This is a genomic window from Pseudomonas sp. B26(2017), assembly GCF_002113045.1.
Taxonomy (GTDB): Bacteria; Pseudomonadota; Gammaproteobacteria; order Pseudomonadales; family Pseudomonadaceae; genus Aquipseudomonas.
In genome coordinates, this window is record NZ_NEJJ01000006.1 from 299,843 (window position 1) to 321,039 (window position 21,197).

Annotated in this window: 19 protein-coding genes; 4 read left to right on the top strand and 15 right to left on the bottom strand. The window is 62.0% G+C overall.

What is annotated here, in order from left to right; genetic code table 11:
- Positions 1–108: 108 nt before the first annotated feature.
- The 5 genes from CAF79_RS11675 to CAF79_RS11700 all read right to left on the bottom strand — a co-directional run bounded on the left by CAF79_RS11675 (position 109) and on the right by CAF79_RS11700 (position 7,344).
- On the bottom strand, positions 109–1,134 hold the full coding sequence (locus CAF79_RS11675; RefSeq protein WP_064600170.1) for a putative 2-aminoethylphosphonate ABC transporter substrate-binding protein: 1,026 nt from the start codon (positions 1,132–1,134) through the stop codon (positions 109–111).
- A 47-nt stretch (positions 1,135–1,181) separates the two neighbouring features.
- Complete coding sequence (locus CAF79_RS11680; RefSeq protein WP_085697886.1) at positions 1,182–2,906, bottom strand: putative 2-aminoethylphosphonate ABC transporter permease subunit; 1,725 nt, start codon at positions 2,904–2,906, stop codon at positions 1,182–1,184.
- Positions 2,906–3,982 (bottom strand): putative 2-aminoethylphosphonate ABC transporter ATP-binding protein, encoded by a 1,077-nt coding sequence (locus CAF79_RS11685; RefSeq protein ID WP_085697887.1) that lies wholly within the window; start codon positions 3,980–3,982, stop codon positions 2,906–2,908. The genes CAF79_RS11680 and CAF79_RS11685 overlap by 1 nt, the downstream gene beginning before the upstream one ends.
- A 226-nt stretch (positions 3,983–4,208) precedes the next feature.
- A complete protein-coding gene (locus CAF79_RS11695) occupies positions 4,209–5,072 on the bottom strand; it encodes a LysR family transcriptional regulator (RefSeq protein ID WP_085697889.1) in 864 nt (287 codons plus the stop codon).
- A 16-nt stretch (positions 5,073–5,088) separates the two neighbouring features.
- Complete coding sequence (locus CAF79_RS11700) at positions 5,089–7,344, bottom strand: heavy metal translocating P-type ATPase (RefSeq protein WP_085697890.1); 2,256 nt, start codon at positions 7,342–7,344, stop codon at positions 5,089–5,091.
- 85 nt (positions 7,345–7,429) lie between these two features.
- On the opposite strand from CAF79_RS11700, the gene cadR reads away from it, so the two are divergent.
- On the top strand, positions 7,430–7,879 hold the full coding sequence (gene cadR / locus CAF79_RS11705) for a Cd(II)/Pb(II)-responsive transcriptional regulator (RefSeq protein ID WP_007953454.1): 450 nt from the start codon (positions 7,430–7,432) through the stop codon (positions 7,877–7,879).
- Positions 7,880–8,002: 123 nt separating this feature from the next.
- Here the strand turns inward: cadR and CAF79_RS11710 are convergent, their stop codons facing one another.
- From CAF79_RS11710 to CAF79_RS11720, 3 genes are all read right to left on the bottom strand, one after another.
- Positions 8,003–8,974, bottom strand: coding sequence for a thymidylate synthase (locus CAF79_RS11710; protein WP_085697891.1), 972 nt, complete (start codon positions 8,972–8,974; stop codon positions 8,003–8,005).
- A gap of 50 nt (positions 8,975–9,024) precedes the next feature.
- A complete protein-coding gene (gene lgt / locus CAF79_RS11715) occupies positions 9,025–9,840 on the bottom strand; it encodes a prolipoprotein diacylglyceryl transferase (RefSeq protein ID WP_007953463.1) in 816 nt (271 codons plus the stop codon).
- Between the two features lie 96 nt (positions 9,841–9,936).
- Positions 9,937–10,719, bottom strand: coding sequence for a sulfite exporter TauE/SafE family protein (locus tag CAF79_RS11720; RefSeq protein WP_085697892.1), 783 nt, complete (start codon positions 10,717–10,719; stop codon positions 9,937–9,939).
- A 131-nt stretch (positions 10,720–10,850) separates the two neighbouring features.
- On the opposite strand from CAF79_RS11720, the gene CAF79_RS11725 reads away from it, so the two are divergent.
- Entirely contained in the window at positions 10,851–11,597 is a 747-nt protein-coding gene (locus CAF79_RS11725) for an NRDE family protein (protein ID WP_085697893.1), read from the top strand.
- A 124-nt stretch (positions 11,598–11,721) separates the two neighbouring features.
- Here CAF79_RS11725 and ptsP read toward each other — a convergent pair whose 3' ends face one another.
- Both ptsP and CAF79_RS11735 read right to left on the bottom strand, forming a co-directional pair.
- A complete protein-coding gene (gene ptsP / locus CAF79_RS11730; RefSeq protein ID WP_085697894.1) occupies positions 11,722–14,001 on the bottom strand; it encodes a phosphoenolpyruvate--protein phosphotransferase in 2,280 nt (759 codons plus the stop codon).
- A gap of 22 nt (positions 14,002–14,023) precedes the next feature.
- Entirely contained in the window at positions 14,024–14,503 is a 480-nt protein-coding gene (locus tag CAF79_RS11735) for an RNA pyrophosphohydrolase (RefSeq protein ID WP_053163553.1), read from the bottom strand.
- A 143-nt stretch (positions 14,504–14,646) separates the two neighbouring features.
- Between CAF79_RS11735 and CAF79_RS11740 the strand changes: the two genes are divergently transcribed.
- Positions 14,647–15,303, top strand: a complete 657-nt coding sequence (locus CAF79_RS11740; protein ID WP_085697895.1) for an HAD family phosphatase — start codon at positions 14,647–14,649, stop codon at positions 15,301–15,303.
- A gap of 118 nt (positions 15,304–15,421) precedes the next feature.
- Here CAF79_RS11740 and CAF79_RS11745 read toward each other — a convergent pair whose 3' ends face one another.
- A complete protein-coding gene (locus CAF79_RS11745) occupies positions 15,422–15,847 on the bottom strand; it encodes a DUF2269 family protein (protein ID WP_085697896.1) in 426 nt (141 codons plus the stop codon).
- Positions 15,848–15,886: 39 nt separating this feature from the next.
- Entirely contained in the window at positions 15,887–17,401 is a 1,515-nt protein-coding gene (gene ilvA, locus CAF79_RS11750; RefSeq protein ID WP_085697897.1) for a threonine ammonia-lyase, biosynthetic, read from the bottom strand.
- A gap of 148 nt (positions 17,402–17,549) precedes the next feature.
- On the opposite strand from ilvA, the gene rpiA reads away from it, so the two are divergent.
- Positions 17,550–18,224, top strand: coding sequence for a ribose-5-phosphate isomerase RpiA (gene rpiA, locus CAF79_RS11755; protein WP_085697898.1), 675 nt, complete (start codon positions 17,550–17,552; stop codon positions 18,222–18,224).
- Positions 18,225–18,371: 147 nt separating this feature from the next.
- Here the strand turns inward: rpiA and CAF79_RS11760 are convergent, their stop codons facing one another.
- From CAF79_RS11760 to CAF79_RS11770, 3 genes are all read right to left on the bottom strand, one after another.
- On the bottom strand, positions 18,372–19,289 hold the full coding sequence (locus CAF79_RS11760; RefSeq protein ID WP_085697899.1) for an SdiA-regulated domain-containing protein: 918 nt from the start codon (positions 19,287–19,289) through the stop codon (positions 18,372–18,374).
- A gap of 118 nt (positions 19,290–19,407) precedes the next feature.
- Positions 19,408–20,331 carry an SdiA-regulated domain-containing protein gene (locus CAF79_RS11765; RefSeq protein ID WP_085697900.1) on the bottom strand — a complete coding sequence of 308 codons (924 nt, stop codon included), beginning with the start codon at positions 20,329–20,331 and terminating at the stop codon, positions 19,408–19,410.
- A gap of 197 nt (positions 20,332–20,528) precedes the next feature.
- On the bottom strand, positions 20,529–21,194 hold the full coding sequence (locus tag CAF79_RS11770) for a fumarylacetoacetate hydrolase family protein (RefSeq protein WP_085697901.1): 666 nt from the start codon (positions 21,192–21,194) through the stop codon (positions 20,529–20,531).
- Between the last annotated feature and the right edge of the window lie 3 nt (positions 21,195–21,197).

Genomic DNA, 21,197 nt, shown 5'->3' on the forward strand with positions numbered 1-21,197 from the left:
CCACGCTCTGCATGGGAATGCAGCCAAGGACGCTCCGCGTCCTCTGTGACGCAGAGCGTCACGGTATTCATTCCCACGCGGAGCGTGGGAATGAGCGGGCAAGAAGATTTACTTGGCGGCGACTTTCTCGGACTTGCCGTCATAGCGCTTGCGCCATTCGGTCAGGATCTCGTCGCGGTTCTTCGAGGCCCAGGCGAAGTCGTTCTTGATCAGGCGCTGCTCGTAGTCGGCCGGCAGTTCGGTCTGCGGCTTGGCGATGCCCGGCTGGGCGAGGACGGCGAAGTTTTCCTTGTACAGGTCCATCGCCGGGGCGCTGGCGGAGAAGTCGGCCAGTTTCTTCGCGGCCTCTTCATGCGGCGTGCCTTTGATCACGGCAGTCGCTTCGATCTCCCAGCCCAGGCCCTCTTTCGGCAGGATGATGTCCAGCGGCGCACCCTGACGCTTCAGCTGAACGGCCGGGTACTCAAAGGAGATCCCGATCGGGAATTCGCCCGCTGCCGCCAGTTTGCAAGGCTTGGAACCGGAGTGAACGTACTGGCCGATGTTCTGGTGCAGACCGTCCATGTAAGCCCAGCCCTGTTTCTCGCCGAAGGTTTGCAGCCAGGCGCTGACGTCGAGGAAACCGGTGCCGGACGAGGCCGGGTTCGGCATCACGATCTTGCCTTTGTACTCAGGCTTGGTCAGGTCTTGCCAGCTCACCGGTTTGGTCAGGCCCTGCTTTTCGGCTTCGACGGTGTTGAAGCAAATCGTCGCGGCCCAGACGTCCATGCCGACCCAGGCTGGCGGGTTGGCGGCGTCGCGGTAGTTTGCGCCGATCTTGCCCAGGTCCTTCGGCGCATAGCTTTGCAGCATGCCCTGTTGATCGAGGATTGCCAGGCTCGACGCCGCCAGGCCCCACACCGCGTCAGCCTGCGGGCGATCCTTTTCGGCCAGCAGTTTGGCGGTGATGATCCCGGTGGAATCGCGCACCCACTTGATCTCGACGTCCGGGTTGGCCTTTTCGAAGGCCTCTTTGTAGGACTTCAACTGCTCGGCTTCGAGGGCGGTGTACACCGTCAACTCGGTTTTTGCCGCGAAGGCATTCAGGCTGAAAGTAGCGAGCACAGCAGCGGCCAGGGCCATAGGCTTGAACATGATCGTTTTCCTGTAGGTGAGTTGAGCGATAGGGGACAAGTCGTGGATCAGTGGCCGGGCGCCGTTTGCCGCCAGGCCTGGGAACGGCGCAGCAAGCCGCGCGAAGCCCACGCCAGCAGCAAGGACACGCCCGCCGAGGTGAACAGAATCAGGGTCGACATCGCCGCCGCGCCGCCGACGTTGCCGGCGTCATCCATGTTCAGTACCGCCACCGCCGCGAGAATGGTGTCGGGGCTGTAGAGGAAAATCGCGGCGGACACGGTGGTCATGGCCGAGACGAACAGGTAGCGCACGATGTCCAGCAGCGCCGGCAGGCAGATCGGCACGGTGACTCGCAGGTAATGTCGGTACAGCGGCGCCTTGAGCGACAGCGCGGCGGCTTCGAACTCGGCGTCGAGCTGACGCAGCGCGGTGGTGGCGGTCATCTGCGCAGTGGTCAAATAATGAGCAATGGTGCAGACGATCAGCAGGGTCATGGTCCCGTACAGCACGTGCAGCGGGTTGCCGGTCAGGTTGAAAAAGAAGACGTAACCCAGACCGAGCACCAGCCCCGGTACCGCCATCGGTACGAAACTGAGCATGCGCAGTGTCAGATTCAGCCCGCGCTGGCTGCGGGTCTTTTCCATCAGGTAGGCGCCGGTGAAGATCAGCACACTGCCGATCAACGCCGTGCCCAGCGCCATCTCCAGACTGTTGCCGTAGGCCTGCCAGCCACCGCCGGCGGTCTCGTTGAACTGATAGTGGTTGAGCGACAGCGACAGGTTGTACGGCCAGAACTTCACCAGCGACGAGAACACCGCCATGCCGAACACCAGCAGCAACGCGGCGCTGATCAGCAGGACAACGGCGAGATAAAAGGCATCACGCTTCTTCGACGGCGCCGGTTTGAACACCTGGGCGCGGCCGCTCATGGAGTCGCCGTGACGACGACGCAACCAGGCATCGACGCCGAAGCTGAACAGCGCCGGCAGCAGCAGAACCATGCCGATCAACGCACCGCGACCGAATTGCTGCTGGCCGACCACGGCTTTGTAGGCTTCCAGCGCCAGCACCTGATAGTCGCCACCGACCACCACCGGTACACCGAAATCGGTGATGGTCAGGGTGAACACCAGACAGAACGCGGCGAACACGGCCTGACGGGTCGCCGGCCAGGTGATGCTGCGAAAGGCTTTCGCGGGACTGGCGCCCATGCTCGACGCAGCGTCGAACAGTCGTGCATCCGCCAGTGACAGGGCTGACAGCAAAATCATCAAGGCATGTGGGAAGGTGTAGATCACCTCACCCAGAACAATCCCCCAGAAACCGTAGATGTTGTCCGAGAGCAGTCCGCGCAGCATGCCCTGATTGCCGAACAGATAGACCAGCGCGATCCCCGGCAACATCGACGGCGCCATCAATGGCAGCAACGAAATCCCGCGCCAGATACCCTTTGCCGGAATCAATGTGCGCTGCAAGGCGTAAGCAAACAGGTAGGCCAGCGGTACGACGATGGCCGCGACGCTGAGGGAAACTTTCAGGCTGTTGCCGAGCAGCCAGTGGAAATTGTCGCTGGTCACCAGTTCCTTCGCGGCGAGCCAGCCACCGCCCTGCCCGGCTTCGCTGCTGAAACCGCGCCAGAAGATCGCCAGCAATGGCAACAGCACCGCCACACCGAGCAGCACCAGCAGCAGGAGTTTGCCGCCGAGGACGAAGATCCGGTCGCCGACCTCGGCCCCGGACACCTGCCGCGCCTGCTTTTGCGGTAGTGGCAGTGCGAGGTTGCTGTTCATCAGGCAAACACCTGCAGGCTGCGGGGCGGCAAAGCAACCATGATCTGCTGGGCGCCGAGGCGCGGCATGGCTTCCGGCGCCAGTTCGGCGAGCAAGGCATGACCGGGCAATTGATCGAGCTCGAAGCTCATGCGGCAGCGATTGCCAAGGAAAGTGATCTCGCGGACCCTGGCCGGGAACAGGTTTTCCTCATGCCCCAGCGGATTGACGTTGATCGCTTCCGGGCGGCAGAACAGTCGGCCCGACGGACTGTGGACGCTGCCGTCGGCCAGGCGCAGGTTCATCCCGCCAACCTTGGCGTGACTGTCGCTGCTGCGCTGGAACGGCAGCCAGTTACCCTGGCCGACAAACTCGGCCACGAACGGTGTGGCCGGGCGGTTGTAGATTTCCTGCGGGGTGGCGTACTGCTCGACCTTGCCGTTGTTCATCACCGCAATGCGGTCGGCCATCAGCATGGCTTCGTCCTGATTGTGCGTGACCATCAGGGTGGTGATGCCGAGGTTGCGTTGCAGTTGGCGCAGCTCGGTGCACAGATGCTCGCGCACCCGGGCATCGAGGGCCGACATCGGTTCGTCGAGCAACAGCAGCGACGGCGCGGGGGCCAGGGCTCGGGCCAGGGCTACACGTTGTTGCTGGCCGCCGGACAACTGGCCTGGGTACTTTTTCTCACTGCCGCTGAGGCCGACCAGTTCCAGCATCTGACCGACACGACGGCGCACTTCATCGCGACCACTGCCGGCGAGGCCGTAGGCAATGTTCGCTTCGACGGTCAGATTGGGAAACAGCGCGTAGGACTGAAACAGAATGCCGTAGTCCCGAGCCTGTGGCGCGAGGTGGGAAACGTCGCGCTCACCGAGGTACAACTCGCCGCTGTCCTGCTTCTCCAGACCGGCGATGCAACGCAACAGCGTGGTCTTGCCACAGCCCGACGGGCCGAGCAGGCACACCAGCTCACCGGCCGCGACATCGAGGGAGACATTATCCAGCGCGGTGAAGGCGCCGAAGCGCTTCTGCACGCCACGCACTTTCATCGGTGCGCCGGGGTTGGTCAGGGCAGTTGCGATTGCAGGGTTCATGGACAGGCCTCATCAAGCGGATGAGGCAGATCCTAGAGTTGTAATGCGTCGGTCATATGGCAACGAGGCAAAAACGACCGATAGTGGTATTCAGGGATTTTGGTTCCCCGCGGATCGTTCCCACGCTCTGCGTGGGAATGCAGCCCGGGACGCTCCGCGTCCCAAGAGCGGACGCAGAGCGTCCAATGAGGCATTCCCACGCAGAGCGTGGGAACGATCATTACGATCAGGCCGGGGACATTTCCTGCGCCAGTCCAAGAAACGCTGCCGGCAACCGGGCGCTCTTGCGCTCCTTGAGGCAGTAGAGGTATTCGGGAATCTGCGGTGCATTCTCCAGAGTCAGCACCCGCAATTGCGGATCATGCGGCACTTCCTGACGGGCGATGATGCTGATGCCGATATTGCGCAGCACCGCTTCGCGGATCGACTCGCGGCTGCCGATCTCCAGCAACGGCCCGAAACTGACGCCGGCGCCGGCCAGCAACTCTTCGGTCAGGCGACGGGTGGTCGAGCCGGATTCACGCATCAGCAAGGTATGCCCGGCCAGCGCACTCAGCGCTACATGGTCGTGCGCTGCCAGCGGATGATTGCGATGCACCGCCAGCACCAGCGGATCGCTGCCGAGCACTCTACGGATCAACCGCGCATCGTCGAGCAGTTGCGACGACGCCGCGACATCCACCCGATAGTCCTCCAGCGCTTCGAGCACCTGCTGCGAGTTGCCGATTTCCACCGACACTTCCACCTGCGGCAGGCGCTCACGGAAGGTCTTCACCAGATCGAGGATGTAATACGGCGCGGTGGCGGCGATACGCAGCGTGCCCTGCACCTGACCACTGTTGCGCAGGAAGAACTCGATATCGGCCTCCTGCTGCAACAGCGCCTTGACCATCGGCAACAGCCGCGCGCCTTCGTCGCTGACACTCAGGCGCCGGCCGCCACGGTAGAACAGTTCCACCGAATACTGGCTTTCCAGATTGCGGATCTGGGTGGTCACGGTCGGTTGGCTGAGGCCGAGCTTTTTTGCCGCCAGCGTGATGCTGCCCAGACGGGCCACCATGTAAAACGCTTTCAGCTCGGCACTCAGCACAACCGTCCCTCTTCCTCTACTTGCGCAACAGGCGCAAACCGTTGAACACCACCAGCAGGCTCACGCCCATGTCGGCAAACACCGCCATCCACATGGTGGCGAGCCCGGCGAAGGTTACCCCAAGAAAGATCGCTTTGATCACCAGCGCCAGCGCGATGTTCTGTTTCAGGATAGCGGCGGTATGGCGCGACAGACTGATGAAGGCTGGAATCTTGCGTAGATCGTCGTCCATCAGGGCGACATCGGCGGTTTCAATCGCTGTATCGGTACCGGCCGCCGCCATCGCAAACCCGATCTCGGCCCGAGCCAGTGCCGGTGCATCGTTGATACCGTCGCCGACCATGCCGACTCGACGGCCCTGCGCGTACAGATCTTCGATGGCTTGCAGTTTGTCGGTCGGCAACAAGTCGCCCTTGGCCTGATCGATCCCGACCTGCGTCGCAATCGCCTGGGCGGTGTGGACGTTGTCGCCGGTCAGCATCAGGGTTTTCACGCCCAGATCATGCAACTGGCGGATCGCCTCGCGGCTGGTTTCCTTGACCGTGTCGGCTACGGCGAACAGCGCCAGCGGGCCGGAACGGTCGAGCAGCAACACCACGGACTTGCCCTGTTTCTCCAGCGCGAACAGCTTTTCTTCCAGTTGCGGCGAGCACAGGCCGAGTTCTTCGACCAGACGGTGGTTGCCCAAGTGGTAGGCCTGACCGTTGATCTCACCTCTCACCCCGCGGCCGGCCAGCGCTTCGAAGTTATCCACAATCAGCGGCGCGAAACCTTTATCCACAGCCGCATTGGCGATGGCCAGCGACACCGGGTGATCGGAACGCCCGGCCAACGCGGCGGCAATCGCCGGGGCCGTAGCGTCGGCGGTCGGATCGAGGGACAGGTAATCGGTCTGCACCGGTTTGCCGTGAGTGAGGGTGCCGGTCTTGTCGAGGGCCAGATAGTCGAGTTTGAAACCGCCCTCCAGGTACACGCCACCCTTGACCAGAATGCCTTTGCGCGCCGCCGCCGCGAGGCCGCTGACGATGGTCACCGGGGTGGAAATCACCAGCGCACACGGGCACGCGACGACCAGCAGCACCAGCGCGCGGTAGATCCAGTCGAACCACGCGGCGCCCATGAACAGCGGCGGGATGATCGCCACGGCCAGAGCCAGGGCGAAGACCACCGGGGTGTAGATTTTCGAGAATTGATCGACGAAGCGCTGGGTCGGTGCCCGCGCGCCCTGCGCCTGTTCCACAGCGTGGATGATCCGCGCCAGAGTGGAGTTGTTCGCAGCTGCGGTCACCGCGTATTCCAGCGAACCAGCCTGGTTGATGGTGCCGGCAAACACTTTGTCGCCGACGGTTTTCTCAACCGGCAGGCTTTCGCCGGTGATCGGCGCCTGATCGATGGTCGAACTGCCGCTGACAACTTCACCGTCCAGCGCAATACGCTCGCCGGGTTTTACCCGCACGCGGGCGCCGATATCGACGCTCTTCACCTCCAGATCGACCCAGTTGCCGTCCGCCTGCAACACCGTCGCCCGCTCCGGCGTCATCTGCATCAGGCCGCTGATGGCGTTGCGCGCGCGATCCAGCGAGCGCGCTTCGATCAGCTCGGCCACAGTGAACAGGAACATCACCATCGCCGCTTCCGGCCACTGGCCGATCAACACCGCACCGGTTACGGCGATGCTCATCAGCGCGTTGATGTTGAGGTTGCGGTTCTTCAGGGCGATCCAGCCCTTTTTGTAGGTGGTGAGGCCACCGCTGAGGATCGAGATCAGCGCGATGATCGCTACCACCCAGGTCGGCGCAGCGCTGGTGAAGTGAATCACTTCGGCAGCCAGCGCACCGACGCCGGACAGCGCCAGCGGCCACCAGTGTTTTTTCACCGGGGCTGGCGCTGGTGCTTCAACGCCCGCCTCCAGCGGCTCGGCCTGCATGCCAAGGGATTTGATCGCGTCGATGATCGGCGCGGTGTCCGGCAGATTGTGGGTCACGCCGAGCACGCGGTTGATCAGGTTGAATTCCAGCTGCTGGATCCCGGTGAGTTTGCCGAGCCTGTTCTGGATCAGCGTCTGTTCGGTCGGGCAGTCCATTGCCTCGATGCGGAAACTGCTCAGCCGGGCGTCAGCGCTTTTCGCTTCGCTCAGTTGAATCAGCGACGGCGCCGCCGCTTTCGATGCACAGCAGGCATCAGCGCCGTGGTCGTGTTTATGTACAGGCTGCAATTTTTGGCGGTGGTCGTGTCCCGCGTGGGATTGGTGGGTGTGCTGGGAATCGCTCATTGGTCGCGTCCATGAAGGTGCCTGTTGCCAAGTAAAGACCCTGTAGCCACTATAGGGTCAAGCACCCTTTTTGGAGATGGCCGTCATGAAGATCGGAGAACTGGCGAAACAGACCGATTGCGCCGTGGAAACCATCCGCTACTACGAGCGTGAAAACCTGCTGCCGGAACCGGCCCGCAGCGACGGCAATTACCGGGTCTACACCCAGGCCCACGCCGAACGCCTGACCTTCATCCGCAACTGCCGCACCCTCGACATGACCCTCGAAGAAATCCGCAGCCTGCTCGCCTTGCGCGACAGCCCGCAGGATCAGTGCGAGAGCGTGAATGCGCTGATCGACGAGCACATCCAGCACGTCAAGGCGCGGATCGACGGGCTACTGGCATTGCAGACGCAACTGCTCGACCTGCGACAGCGGTGTGGCGAAGGGCCGGAGGCGGATCAGTGCGGGATCCTGCAGCGGCTGGAGGTGAGTGGCGGGGTTGTGGCGGCGGAGGTTGAGCATTCGCATGTGGGCCGTAGTCACGGTCACTGAGCACACCACATAACACTGTGGGAGCGAGCTTGCTCGCGAAGGCGGAGTGTCAGTTGGTAAAAATATCGACTGACCCGACGCTTTCGCGAGCAAGCTCGCTCCCACAGTTTTTTACATTGCCTGTCAGACCGCCATCGGCGCGGTCATCGGCGCATGGTGCTCGTAGCCTTCCAGCGAGAAGTCGCTCGGCTCCACCATTTCCAGCCACTCCGGCTGGTAAATACCGGTCTTGGCAAATTCCGGCACACGATCCGAAATCTTCAGCTTCGGCATGGCGAACGGCTCGCGCTTGAGCTGTTCGTTGAGCATGTCCAGGTGGTTTTCGTAGACGTGGGCGTCACCGATGAAATAAGTGAACCAGCGCGGCGTGTAGCCGGTCAGGCGACCGATCAGGCTCAGCAGCGCCGCGCCTTCGGTGAGGTTGAACGGCGTGCCCAGGCCCAGGTCGTTGGAGCGGATGTAGAGGGTCAGAGAGATCTCTTTGGTCTCGACATTCGGGTGGAACTGGTACAGCAGATGGCACGGCGGCAAGGCCATTTCATCGAGCTGGGCACAGTTCCAGCCGTGGAACAGGATGCGGCGGCTGCCCGGGTCCTTGATGATCGTGTCGACGCACTGGCGCACCTGATCGATGGCTTTGTACAAGACCACGTAGGCCTGGCCGTCTTCTTCGCCCTGGGCAATCTGCTTGTAGCCGTTGCTCAGGCTCTGTTCGATGGCGGCGGTGTTGCTCAGCGGAATCTGCTTGTACGCCGGCCATTTGCGCCATTGCACGCCGTAGATTTCGCCGAGGTCGTCTTCACCCTGGCGGAACGGGTTGGCCAGCCACTGGGCGTTTTCGTTGGCGTTCTGATCCCAGACCTTGCAGCCCAGCGCACGGAATTCGGCGGCGTTGTTCACGCCACGCAGAAAGCCGCACATCTCGCCGATGGCCGATTTGAAGGCCATCTTGCGGGTGGTGATCGCCGGGAAACCTTCCTGCAGATCGAAGCGCAGCATGGCGCCCGGAAAGCTGATAGTGTTCACGCCGGTACGGTTGGCCTGTTTGGTGCCGTTGTTGATGACGTGCGACACCAGATCGAGATATTGCTTCATGAGTTACCTGTGTCCTTGAGCCCCGGCAAACATCGCCGGGGTTCGAATGTTTAAGCTGTCGGTGCAACCGGCGCCGCCGGGGCGCGGTGGTAGGCCAGCCAGATCAGGAACAGCCCGCCGATGATCATCGGTACGCAGAGTACCTGCCCCATGGTCAGCCAGTTCCAGGCCAGATAGCCCAGTTGCGCGTCCGGCACGCGAACGAATTCGACGATGAAACGGAAGATGCCGTAGAACAGCGCGAACATGCCGGAGACCGCCATGGTCGGCCGGGGCTTGCGCGAGAACAGCCAGAGGATCAGGAACAGCGCCACGCCTTCGAGCGCGAACTGATACAGCTGCGACGGGTGACGCGGCAGTTGCGCCGGGTCGCTGAACGGCGGAAACACCATGGCCCACGGCACGTCGGTGGCCTTGCCCCACAGCTCGGCGTTGATGAAGTTGCCGATGCGCCCGGCGCCCAGGCCGATCGGCACCATCGGCGCCACGAAGTCCATCAGCTGGAAGAACGACTTGCCGTTACGCTTGCCGAACCACAGCGCGGCCAGCATCACGCCGATGAAACCGCCGTGGAACGACATGCCGCCCTTCCAAACTTCGAAAATCAGCGTCGGGTTGGCGATATAGGCGCTCAGGTCGTAGAACAGCACATAGCCCAGACGTCCGCCGACAATCACCCCCATCGACAGCCAAAACACCAGATCGGAGAGTTTCTCCTTGGTCCAGGTCGGGTCGAAACGGTTGAGCCGGCGCGATGCCAGCAGCCACGCGCCGCCGATGCCGACCAGGTACATCAGGCCGTACCAGTGGATTTTCAGCGGACCGATGGCCAGGGCCACCGGATCGATCTGCGGGTAAGGCAGCATTGCGACTCCTCGTTAGCATTCAAATCTTCAAAAATTCCCGGGCGACGCTGTCACCTCAGGATTAAGCCAGGATTGCGACCTGCCAAAACAGACGGTTCAGAACAAAAAGCTCAAGCCCACGCAAAACAGCAAAGCCGCGAACAGCCGTTTCAGCAACTTCGGCGACAACCTGTGCGCCAGCCGCGCGCCGAGACGGGCGAATACCATGCTGGTCAGGGCAATGCCGAGCAGCGCCGGCAGATACACAAAACCGAGACTATGAGCCGGCAGTAACGGATCATGCCAGCCCAGAATCATGAAACTTATTGCACTGGCCACGGCAATCGGCAGGCCGCAGGCCGACGAGGTCGCCACCGCCTGCTGCATCGGCACGCTGCGCCAGGTCAGGAACGGCACGGTCAGCGAGCCGCCGCCGATCCCGAAAATCGCCGACGCCCAGCCGATCACACTGCCGGCCACGGTCAGACCGAGTTTGCCCGGCACCGTTCGGCTGGCCCTGGGTTTGACATCCAGTGCCAACTGCGCCGCGATCACCAGGGCAAACACACCGATGATCTTTTGCAGGTTGGGCCCGGAGATCGCCTCGGCGGTCAGCGCACCGAAACCGGCGCCGAGCAGGATGCCGACGGTCATCCAGCGGAAGATCGGCCAGCGCACCGCGCCGCGTCGATGATGTTCACGCACGGCGTTGACCGAGGTGAAGATGATCGTCGCCAGGGACGTGCCGACCGCCAGATGGGTCAGGATCGACGGATCGAAGCCCTGCAAGGTGAAACTGAACACCAGCACCGGCACGATGATGATCCCGCCGCCCACTCCGAACAGCCCGGCCAATACGCCCGCACAGGCGCCGAGCGCCAGATAGAGCAGAAATTCCATGACTGCCTCCCAAGGCGCGTCCCCAAAACCGGAGCGGCATGGTAACGGATGGATACCCTTCGGCTCCACTGGCGATGGATGCACGGACAATGTCTGCGTAGAGTGGGCAAAAAACACACAAGGACCACCTTATGTGCCTGATCGTTTTCGCCTGGCGGCCGGGGCATGCCCAGCCGCTGATCGTCGCGGCCAACCGCGACGAGTTCTACGCCCGGCCCAGCCTGCCGCTGGCGCAGTGGCCCGAGTCGCCGCATGTTCATGCCGGTCGGGATCTGGAGGCTGGGGGCACCTGGCTCGGCCTGGGCGCCAACGGTCGTTTTGCGGCGCTGACCAACATTCGCGATCCGCATCAACCGCCGGCCCGACGCTCTCGGGGCGAGTTGGTGGCGGGATTTCTCACCGGAAACCTGTCGATCGATGACTATTTGTCCGACGTTGTCGCCCGCTCCCCGGAATATGCCGGCTTCAACCTGCTGCTGGGCAATGCCAACGAGCTGTGGCATTTCAATGCGCGGTCATCGGAACCGGTGATGTTGCAGCCCGGTGTTTATGGTTTGTCCAACGCCGGGCTGGATACGCCGTGGCCGAAACTGCTCAAGGCCAAGGCAGCGTTGAGTGGCGTGCTGGATGATCCGCAGCCCGAGCGGTTGTTGGCGTTGTTGGGGGATGCACAAACGGCGCCGTTTGCCGAGCTGCCGGACACCGGCGTGGGGCTGGCGACCGAGTCGTTGCTGTCGAGTGTGTTTATTGCCAGCCAGAGCTACGGGACACGGGCGAGTACGGCGTTGATTGTGCAGGCTGACGGGACGCGGCGGATGGTGGAGCGCAGTTTCGGGCCGTATGGCGGGCACTTGGGGGAAGTGGAAATTCTGATTTAGGCGTTGCTATACGGGCGCCATCGCTGGCAAGCCAGCTCCCACAGGATGCTCGGTGGACACATATTTTGTGAACACTAGAGGAAACTGTGGGAGCTGGCTTGCCAGCGATGAGGCCCTCAGAATTTCAGAGCGGGTTGGCTGCCGCCGGATTGACCATCTTCGCCAACCCGAGTTTCTTCAACGCCAGTTGCAGCGAGCTGTGGATCACCTGCGGGTTGTCGATGGTCATCAACTCCGCCAGCAGTTCCTTGGCCTTGCTCAGGTTGATCTGGCGCAACATCCATTTCACCTTCGGCAGGTTGGTGGCGTTCATCGACAGGCTGTCGAAGCCCATCGCCATCAACAGCACCGCCGCCGCCGGGTCACCGGCCATCTCACCGCAGATGCTCACCGGCTTGCCTTCGGCATGGGCGTCGCGCACCACGGTTTGCAGGGCTTGCAGCACCGCCGGGTGCAGGTAGTCGTAGAGATCGGCGACCCGCGGGTTGTTGCGATCCACGGCCAGCAGGTACTGGGTCAGGTCGTTGGAGCCGACCGACAGGAAGTCCACCATCCGCGCCAGCTCTTTGGTCTGGTAAACCGCCGCAGGAATTTCGATCATCACACCCACTGGCGGCATCGGCACGTCGGTGCCTTCGTCGCGCACTTCGCCCCAGGCACGGTGAATCAGGTGCAGCGCTTCTTCGAGCTCGTGGATGCCGGAGATCATCGGCAACAGGATCCGCAGGTTGTTCAGGCCTTCGCTGGCCTTGAGCATCGCGCGGGTCTGCACCAGGAAGATTTCCGGATGGTCGAGGGTGACGCGGATCCCGCGCCAGCCGAGGAACGGGTTGTCTTCCTTGATCGGGAAGTACGACAGCGACTTGTCGCCGCCGATGTCCAGGCTGCGCATGGTCACCGGTTGCGGGTGGAACGCGGCAAGCTGCTCGCGGTAGATCGCCAGTTGTTCCTTCTCGCTCGGGAAGCGCTGGTTGATCATGAACGGCACTTCGGTGCGGTACAGACCGACGCCTTCGGCGCCACGCTTCTGCGCCCGCGCCACGTCTGCCAGCAGGCCGGTGTTGACCCACAGCGGCATGCGGTGGCCGTCGAGGGTCACGCACGGCAGGTCGCGCAGGGAGTCGAGACCCAGCGCCAGTTGTTTCTCTTCTTCCACCACCTCGGCGAACTGCTTGCGCAGCACATCGCCGGGGTTGGTGTAGACCTCGCCGCGATTACCGTCGACGATCAGTTCGATGCCGTCGACCTTGGCATACGGCAGGTCGACCAGGCCCATTACCGTCGGGATGCCCATGGCCCGGGCCAGGATCGCGACGTGGGAGTTGCCCGAACCGAGTACCGACACCAGACCGACCAGCGTGCCTTCCGGCACCTCGCCGAGCATTGCCGGCGTCAGTTCTTCGCTGACCAGAATGGTCTTTTCCGGATAGACCAGGTTCTGCTGACGCTCTTCCTGCAGGTAGGCGAGCAGGCGACGGCCCAGGTCCTTGACGTCCGACGCCCGCTCACGCAGGTATTCGTCGTCCATCAATTCGAAACGGTTGACGTGATCGGTCACGACCTGGCGCAGCGCACCCTGGGCCCACTGGCCGGTCTTGATCACGGTGGTGATTTCGCTGCCCAGCGAGGCATCGTCGAGCATCATCAGGTAGACGTCGAACAGCGCGCGCTCTTCCGGACGCAGCTGGGTCGCCAGTTTGGCCGACAACGCACGCATGTCGGCCCGCACGCCTTCGATGGCGGTCTTGAACAGCGCGAGTTCCGCGTCGATGTCGGTGATGGTCTTGTCCGGCACCACGTCCAGATCCGCCGGCGGCAGCATGACCACCGCGGTACCGACCGCCGCACCCGGCGAACCCGGCACGCCGACGAACTTGGCTTCCTGGATGCCCTTGCCCTGACGGCCAAGGCCACGGATCGAGCCGGTAGCCTCGGCGTGAGCGATGACGCCCGCGAGTTGCGCGCTCATGGTCACGAGGAAGGCTTCTTCACCTTCATCGAACTGGCGGCGTTCTTTCTGCTGGATGACCAACACGCCGACGACGCGGCGGTGGTGAATGATCGGCGCCCCGAGGAACGAGGCGTAGCGCTCCTCGCCGGTCTCGGCGAAGTAGCGGTAGCGCGGGTGATCCGCGGCGTTTTCGAGGTTCAGGGGTTCTTCACGCGTGCCGACCAGGCCGACCAGACCTTCGTTGGGTGCCATGCTGACCTTGCCGATCGAGCGCTTGTTCAAGCCCTCGGTGGCCATCAGCACGAAGCGGTTGGTCTCTGGATCAAGCAGGTAGACCGAGCAGACCTGGCTGCCCATGGCCTCTTTGACGCGCAACACAATAATCCCCAACGCCGCCTTGAGATCCTTGGCGGAGTTAACTTCCTGGACGATCTTGCGCAGCGTATTGAGCATGGCTCGGGGTCGAACTCCGTCGTCAGTCGCGCGCTAAAAGGCGCGGGGCAAGCTCTTTGAGAGCGCGGCGATACACTTCGCGCTTGAATGTCACCACCTGGCCCAACGGATACCAATAACTGACCCAGCGCCAGCCATCGAACTCCGGTTTACCGGTCAAATCCATCCGCACCCGCTGCTCGTTGGAGACCAGGCGCAGGAGAAACCATTTCTGTTTCTGGCCGATGCACAGCGGTTGGCTGTGGGTTCGCACCAGACGTTGCGGCAAACGATAGCGCAACCAGCCCCGGGTACAGGCGAGAATTTCAACATCTTCGCGTTCCAGGCCAACTTCTTCGTTCAGCTCGCGGTACAAGGCGTCTTCCGGCGTCTCCTCGGGATTGATTCCCCCTTGCGGAAACTGCCAGGCATCTTGATTGATACGGCGAGCCCATAGCACCTGGCCGGCGTCATTCGTCAGAATGATCCCGACATTAGGGCGGAAACCATCGGGGTCGATCACGGCAACAACCTCGCAAACGCATGTCGCCGCATTGTTCCACAAAGGTTGTGAAGGCGGCAACGAAGGTTCCGAGCTTATGTGCACTCTTGTGAAAAGACCGTATTCTTGTGGCCTTTTTACTGACTTTTCAGCGGGTAACTGCAATGCGCCTGGCTTTATTCGATTTGGACAACACCCTTCTGGGCGGCGACAGCGACCACGCCTGGGGCGATTATCTGTGCGAACGCGGCTTCCTTGACCCGATCGCCTACAAGGCCCGCAATGACGAGTTCTACCAGGATTACCTGGCCGGCAAACTGGATAACGCCGCCTACCTGAACTTCTGCCTGGAGATTCTCGGCCGCACCGAGATGGCCGTGCTTGAGCAGTGGCACAACGATTACATGCGCGACTGCATCGAACCGATCATGCTGCCAAAAGCCGTTGAGTTGCTGAACCAGCACCGCGACGCCGGCGACAAGCTGGTGATCATCACCGCCACCAACCGCTTCGTCACCGCACCGATTGCTGCGCGCCTGGGCGTCGAAACCCTGATCGCCACCGAATGCGAGATGCAGGACGGCCGCTATACCGGACGCAGCACCGACGTGCCGTGCTTCCGTGAAGGCAAGGTGACGCGCCTGAACCGCTGGCTGGAAGAAACCGGGCATTCGCTGGAAGGCAGCTATTTCTACAGCGACTCGATGAATGACCTGCCGCTGCTGGAGCAGGTGGTGAATCCGGTCGCAGTCGACCCGGATCCGAACCTGCGGGCCGAAGCAGAGAAACGCGGCTGGCCGGTAATCAGTCTGCGCGACTGACTACGCCTTCGTCGGAACGCCGCCCGGAGCAAGCCCGCCCCAACATTGGATCTGTGTCGCACACAATCCCCTGTGGAAGCGGGCTTGCTCGCGATTGGGGTCGACTCGATCCCGGGCCTTAAACCGGCTTGGCGCCCATCAACCCGGCAATCGCGATAAAGCAGACCAGCCCGAACAACGCCAGCCCCAGACTGAACCGGCCCACGCCGCCCGGCGCCTTGCGCAACCGGTTCAAGCGCACCAGCAGCCAGAACCACGCCAGTGCGGCCACGGTGTACAGCACGCTGGAAGCCAGAATCCACGTCTGCCCCAGCGGCCAGCCCACCAGATGCACCATCCACCAGCCGGTGAACGGCATGCTCACCAGCGCCAGTACGATCAACAACCAGACAAACAGCCATGGCCGCTGCAACGTGCGGCTGCCCGCCGTCGCATCACCGTTGCGCCGTGCGCGCCAGACGCCTGTTCCGAGGCCCAGCGCACCGAGCAGCAACACCGCGGTCGCCAGCATGTGCGCCGCTTTCAGGGCGGTTAACGTTTCCATGATCCGATTTCCTTATGGCCTGCCCATCAGCGTAGCCGTTCAGCCAAGAAACAGCTTATAGGCCGGGTTGTCGCTTTCGTCCCAGTACGGGTAGCCGATTTCCTCAAGGGCTGCGGGCACCAGATGACGTTCGTCGTGGGGCACTTGCAGGCCCGCCACCACACGGCCGTCCGCCGCACCGTGGTTGCGGTAGTGGAACATCGAGATGTTCCAGCGACCGCCGAGTTTGTTGAGGAAGTTGAACAGCGCACCCGGACGCTCCGGGAACTCGAAGCGCAGCACCACTTCATCGACCACGTGCGCCGCACGTCCGCCGACCATGTGACGGATGTGCAGCTTGGCCAGCTCGTTGTCGGTCAGGTCGAGCACCGGGAAACCCTGCTCGGTCAGGCTCGCCAGCAACGCACTGCGCGGGTCGTTGTCCGGGTGCGTCTGCACGCCGACGAAGATGTGCGCTTCGCTGCCATTGTTATAGCGGTAGTTGAATTCGGTGATCTGGCGCTTGCCGATGGCCTCGCAGAATGCCTTGAAGCTGCCGGCCTTCTCCGGGATGGTCACGGCGATGATCGCTTCACGACCTTCACCCAGCTCGGCGCGCTCGGCGACGTGGCGCAGACGGTCGAAGTTGACGTTGGCCCCGGAATCGATGGCCACGAAGGTCTGGCCGCTGACGCCGCGCTGCTCGACGTACTTCTTGATACCGGCCACGCCCAGGGCGCCGGCCGGTTCGGTGATCGAACGGGTATCGTCGTAGATGTCCTTGATCGCCGCGCAGATTTCGTCGGTACTGACGGTGATCACTTCGTCGACGTAATCCTTGCAGATGTCGAAGGTGTGCTGGCCGATCTGCGCCACCGCCACGCCGTCAGCGAAGATGCCCACGGCCGGCAGCACCACACGCTCGCCCGCGGCCATCGCCGCTTGCAGGCAGTTGGAGTCGTCGGGTTCGACGCCGATGACCTTGATGTCCGGACGAAGGTATTTCACGTACGCCGCGATGCCGGCGATCAGACCGCCGCCGCCCACCGGGACGAAGATCGCGTCCAGTGGCTGCGGGTGCTGGCGCAGAATCTCCATCGCCACGGTGCCCTGCCCGGCAATGGTGTGCGGATCGTCGTACGGGTGGATGTAGACGTAGCCTTTTTCATCGACCAGTTTCAGCGAGTAGGCCAGCGCTTCCGGGAAGGAATCGCCGTGCAGCACCACCTTGCCACCACGGGAGCGCACGCCTTCGACCTTGATCTCCGGGGTGGTCTTGGGCATCACGATGGTCGCCTTCACGCCCAGCACTTTCGCCGCCAGGGCCAGGCCCTGCGCGTGGTTGCCCGCCGACGCGGTGACCACGCCACGGGCGCGCTCATCGTCGCTCAACTGGGTCAGCTTGTTGTAGGCGCCGCGAATCTTGAACGAGAACACCGGCTGCAAGTCTTCGCGCTTGAGCCAGATGTCGTTGCCCAGCCGCTCGGAGAGCTGGCGGGCGTTCTGCAGCGGGGTTTCTACGGCAACGTCATAAACGCGCGAGGTGAGGATCTTCTTGACGTACTGTTCGAGCATCGGAAAGCATCACTGAGCGGGTTGGGCAGGGCCAACGAGTCTAACCCGGCTTTTGGGCGCACGACCACACGAATCCAGAGGTTTTAGCCCGGCTTGAGGCTATAATGCCGGCCTTTCCGTTCTTACCTTGCCCGCTTCCGGAGCCCGCATGACCCAGGATCAACTCAAACAGGCCGTGGCCCAGGCTGCCGTCGACTTCATCCTTCCGAAACTCGACGACAAGAGCATCGTCGGCGTCGGCACCGGCTCCACCGCCAACTGCTTCATCGATGCCCTGGCCCAGCACAAGGGCGCATTCGATGGCGCGGTCGCGAGTTCCGAAGCCACCGCCGCGCGCCTCAAGGGCCACGGGATTCCGGTGTACGAGCTGAACACCGTGAGCAATCTGGAGTTCTACGTCGACGGCGCCGATGAAAGCGACGAACACCTGAACCTGATCAAGGGCGGCGGCGCAGCACTGACCCGCGAGAAGATCGTCGCGGCCGTGGCCAAGACCTTCATCTGCATCGCCGACGCCAGCAAACTGGTGCCGGTGCTGGGCGCGTTCCCGCTGCCGGTGGAAGTGATCCCGATGGCCCGCAGCCACGTGGCCCGCCAGCTGGTGAAGCTGGGCGGCGACCCGGTCTACCGCGAAGGCGTGCTGACCGACAACGGCAACATCATCCTGGACGTGCACAACCTGCAGATCACCAATCCGGTGGAGCTGGAAGCGCAGATCAACGCGATCGTCGGCGTGGTCACCAACGGCCTGTTCGCGGCACGCCCGGCGGATCTGTTGTTGCTGGGTACTTCCGAAGGTGTGAAAACACTGAAGGCTGAATAAGCCGAAACTACCCACATCTTTGTGGGCAGATGAAAAAACCTGTGGGAGCTAGCTTGCTAGCGATAGCGGTGTGACAGTCGACATGTTTGGCGACTGACCCTCCCTCATCGCGAGCAAGCTCGCTCCCACAGTGTTTTGGGGTTTTGGTTAGTTCTGCGCAGGCCTCTTGAAGACGTAGAACAGATTCGGCTCGCTCACCAGATACAACGTCCCATCGTCATCCATTGCGATACCTTCCGCCTGCGGCACGGTTTTCTTCAGGCCCTGTCGACCACCGCTCAACGACATCGTGCTCAACGGGCGCCCGTCCACATCCAGTTCCAGAATCAACCGCGATTCATCGGACAGAGCCAGCAAATGGCCGCTGCGCTCGTCGTATTGCAGGCTCGACAGATCTCGCACGAACATCCCGGCATCGCGTTTGGGATTGTTGATTACGTGTACCGCGTAGGATTTTTCCGGGTTGAAGTGCGGAAAACCGTGCACTTCATAGATCAGCATCGGGTCCCGTTCCTTGGCCACGAACAGGCGCTTGCCCACCGAGTCGTAAGCCAGGCCTTCAAACCCCTTGTTGCCGCTCATGTGCACACCAAGGGTCATCTGCTCGGCGTCCGCCGCATCGAGGAACGTAGTGTCGTGCTCCAGATGGATCTTGATCAGCCGTTGCTGGCGCTCATCGGTGATTACGTAGGTATCGGCGCTGATGAACTCCACCGCCTCCGGATCGCCGAAGCCGATCAAGGCAACACGGCGCAGGATCGTGCCATCCAGTGACAGCTCGATCAGCTCGGCATTCTTGTTGGTCACGGTGAACAGGCTCTTGCGCACCGGATCGTAGGTCAGCGCCGAGACGTCGTCGTTCAGTCCGTCAATGACCTTCGCTTCGATCGCTACCCGATATTGATCCAGCCCGATGGCCTCGCTGTTCATCGGCTGCCAGAGCGTATTCAGGTTGAACCAGGCACGCTCGAACAGGCGCATGTATTGGCCGATCGCAATCAGCGTGATCAGGGCAATCACCGACAGGATGATGAACAGAGGCTTGGGACGGGCAAGTCGACGCATTCGGGGCAGGCTCGGAATCAAAACAGGCGGATGAAATATCACGCCTGTCTGAACTGAAGCTTAATGGCCACTTGCCTCAAGCCACAACTCCACAGATCTGCAATTGCTGCGGGAGCAATTACTTCTGCTTTTCGAAGCGGTAGAACAGGTTCGGCTCGCTGACCATGTACAGCGTGCCCGCCTCGTCCATGGTCACGCCTTCGGCGCGGGGAATGGTCTTCTTCAAGCCGTTGAAACCGCCGAGCAGGGTCATGAAGCTGACTTGTTCGCCCTTCTCGTCCAGCTCCAGCAACAGGTGCGAATCGGCGGACAGCACCAGGGTGTGACCGGTGCGCGGGTCAATCGCTAATGCTGAAAGGTTGCGCAGGTCCAGCTCATCGCTGTCGAGTTTCTGCTTGTCGCCTTTGAGCGTCTGGCTGCCGTCGCTTTTCCAGGTGAACAGCGCAGGCGGACGCTCCTCGCCCAGCAGCAGTTGCTGATTGCGGGCGTCCCAGGTAATGGCTTCGAAAGCTTTGTTCTGGTCTTTCGACGGGCCGAGGTCGTATTTGGGGAAATCGTCGCGCTTCAGCTCACGGGTGTCAGCATCGACCTTGACGATGGAGAGCATATGCGCGCGCTCGTCGACAATCGCCATCAAGCCGTTTTCCATCACCGTCAGGCCTTCCGGATTGCTCCAGCCCACCAGCGGCATCTTGCGCAGCACGTCGCCCTGCAGAGTCAGCTCGACCAGAAACGGGTTCTTGCCCATCACCGAAAACAGGGTTTTGGTCTGCGGGTTATAGGACAGGTCCGAAGCTTCGTCCTTCTCCATGCCAGGCAGCAGTTTGGCGTCGATGACCGCCCGGTAGTCCGGAAGCCAGACGCTTTCCTGCTTCTCGGTCGAACTCTCGAAGCGCTCCAGCACCCACAACAGGCCACGGTCATCCCAATGCATGGCAAACGCCAGCCCGTACGTAGCGGCGGCTACCAACAACAGCCAGGAATACCAGCGCAGGGCGAAGCGTGAACGGCGAGCGGGTTTGAGCTGAGTTTGAGATGACATCAAAGGACGCGTTCCGAAAATTCAGGCTACGGGTAATAGCACAAAGAGGCCGGCTCAGACGCCAGAATGACCGGAATTATCCGGACTAAATGTGAAAAAAACGGCAAATGGCCGGAACGCCATATATGTTTGCGAGCTGAAACACACAAACAAATGTGGGAGCAAGCTCGCTCCCACAGTTTTTTTCAGAGTTGCCGTCAGCGAACGCTGCTGGTGAAGCGACTGGCGCCCGGCAGTTCCAGCACGATTTCATCGCCAACGTTCAGCGGACCGACGCCCACCGGTGTGCCGGTGAGAATCACGTCACCGGCCTGCAGCGAGAAGCAGCCGGCCATGTGCTGGATCATCGGTACGATCGGGTTGAGCATCGCGCTGCTGTTGCCGTCCTGGCGCACTTCGCCGTTGATGGTCAGGCGAATGCCGATGTCGGTCAGGTCGGAAAAGGTACTGCCGACCACAAACGGTGCAATCACCGCCGCGCCGTCGAACGACTTGGCGATTTCCCACGGCAGCCCCTTGGACTTGAGCTCGGCCTGCTTGTCGCGCAGGGTCAGGTCCAGCGCCGGGGCGAAACCGGAGATCGCGTCCAGCACTTCTTCACGGCTCGGCTTGGTCGACAGTGGCTTGCCGATCAACACAGCGATTTCCGCTTCGTAATGCACCGAGCCACGCTCGGTCGGAATGCTGAAACCGCCTTCCAGCGGTACCACGCAACTGCCGGGCTTGATGAACAGCAACGGCTCGGTAGGCACCGGGTTGTCCAGTTCCTTGGCGTGTTCGGCGTAGTTACGGCCGATGCACACCACTTTTCCCAGCGGAAAATGAATCCGCGTACCGTCGACATACTGGTGCTGATAGCTCATTAC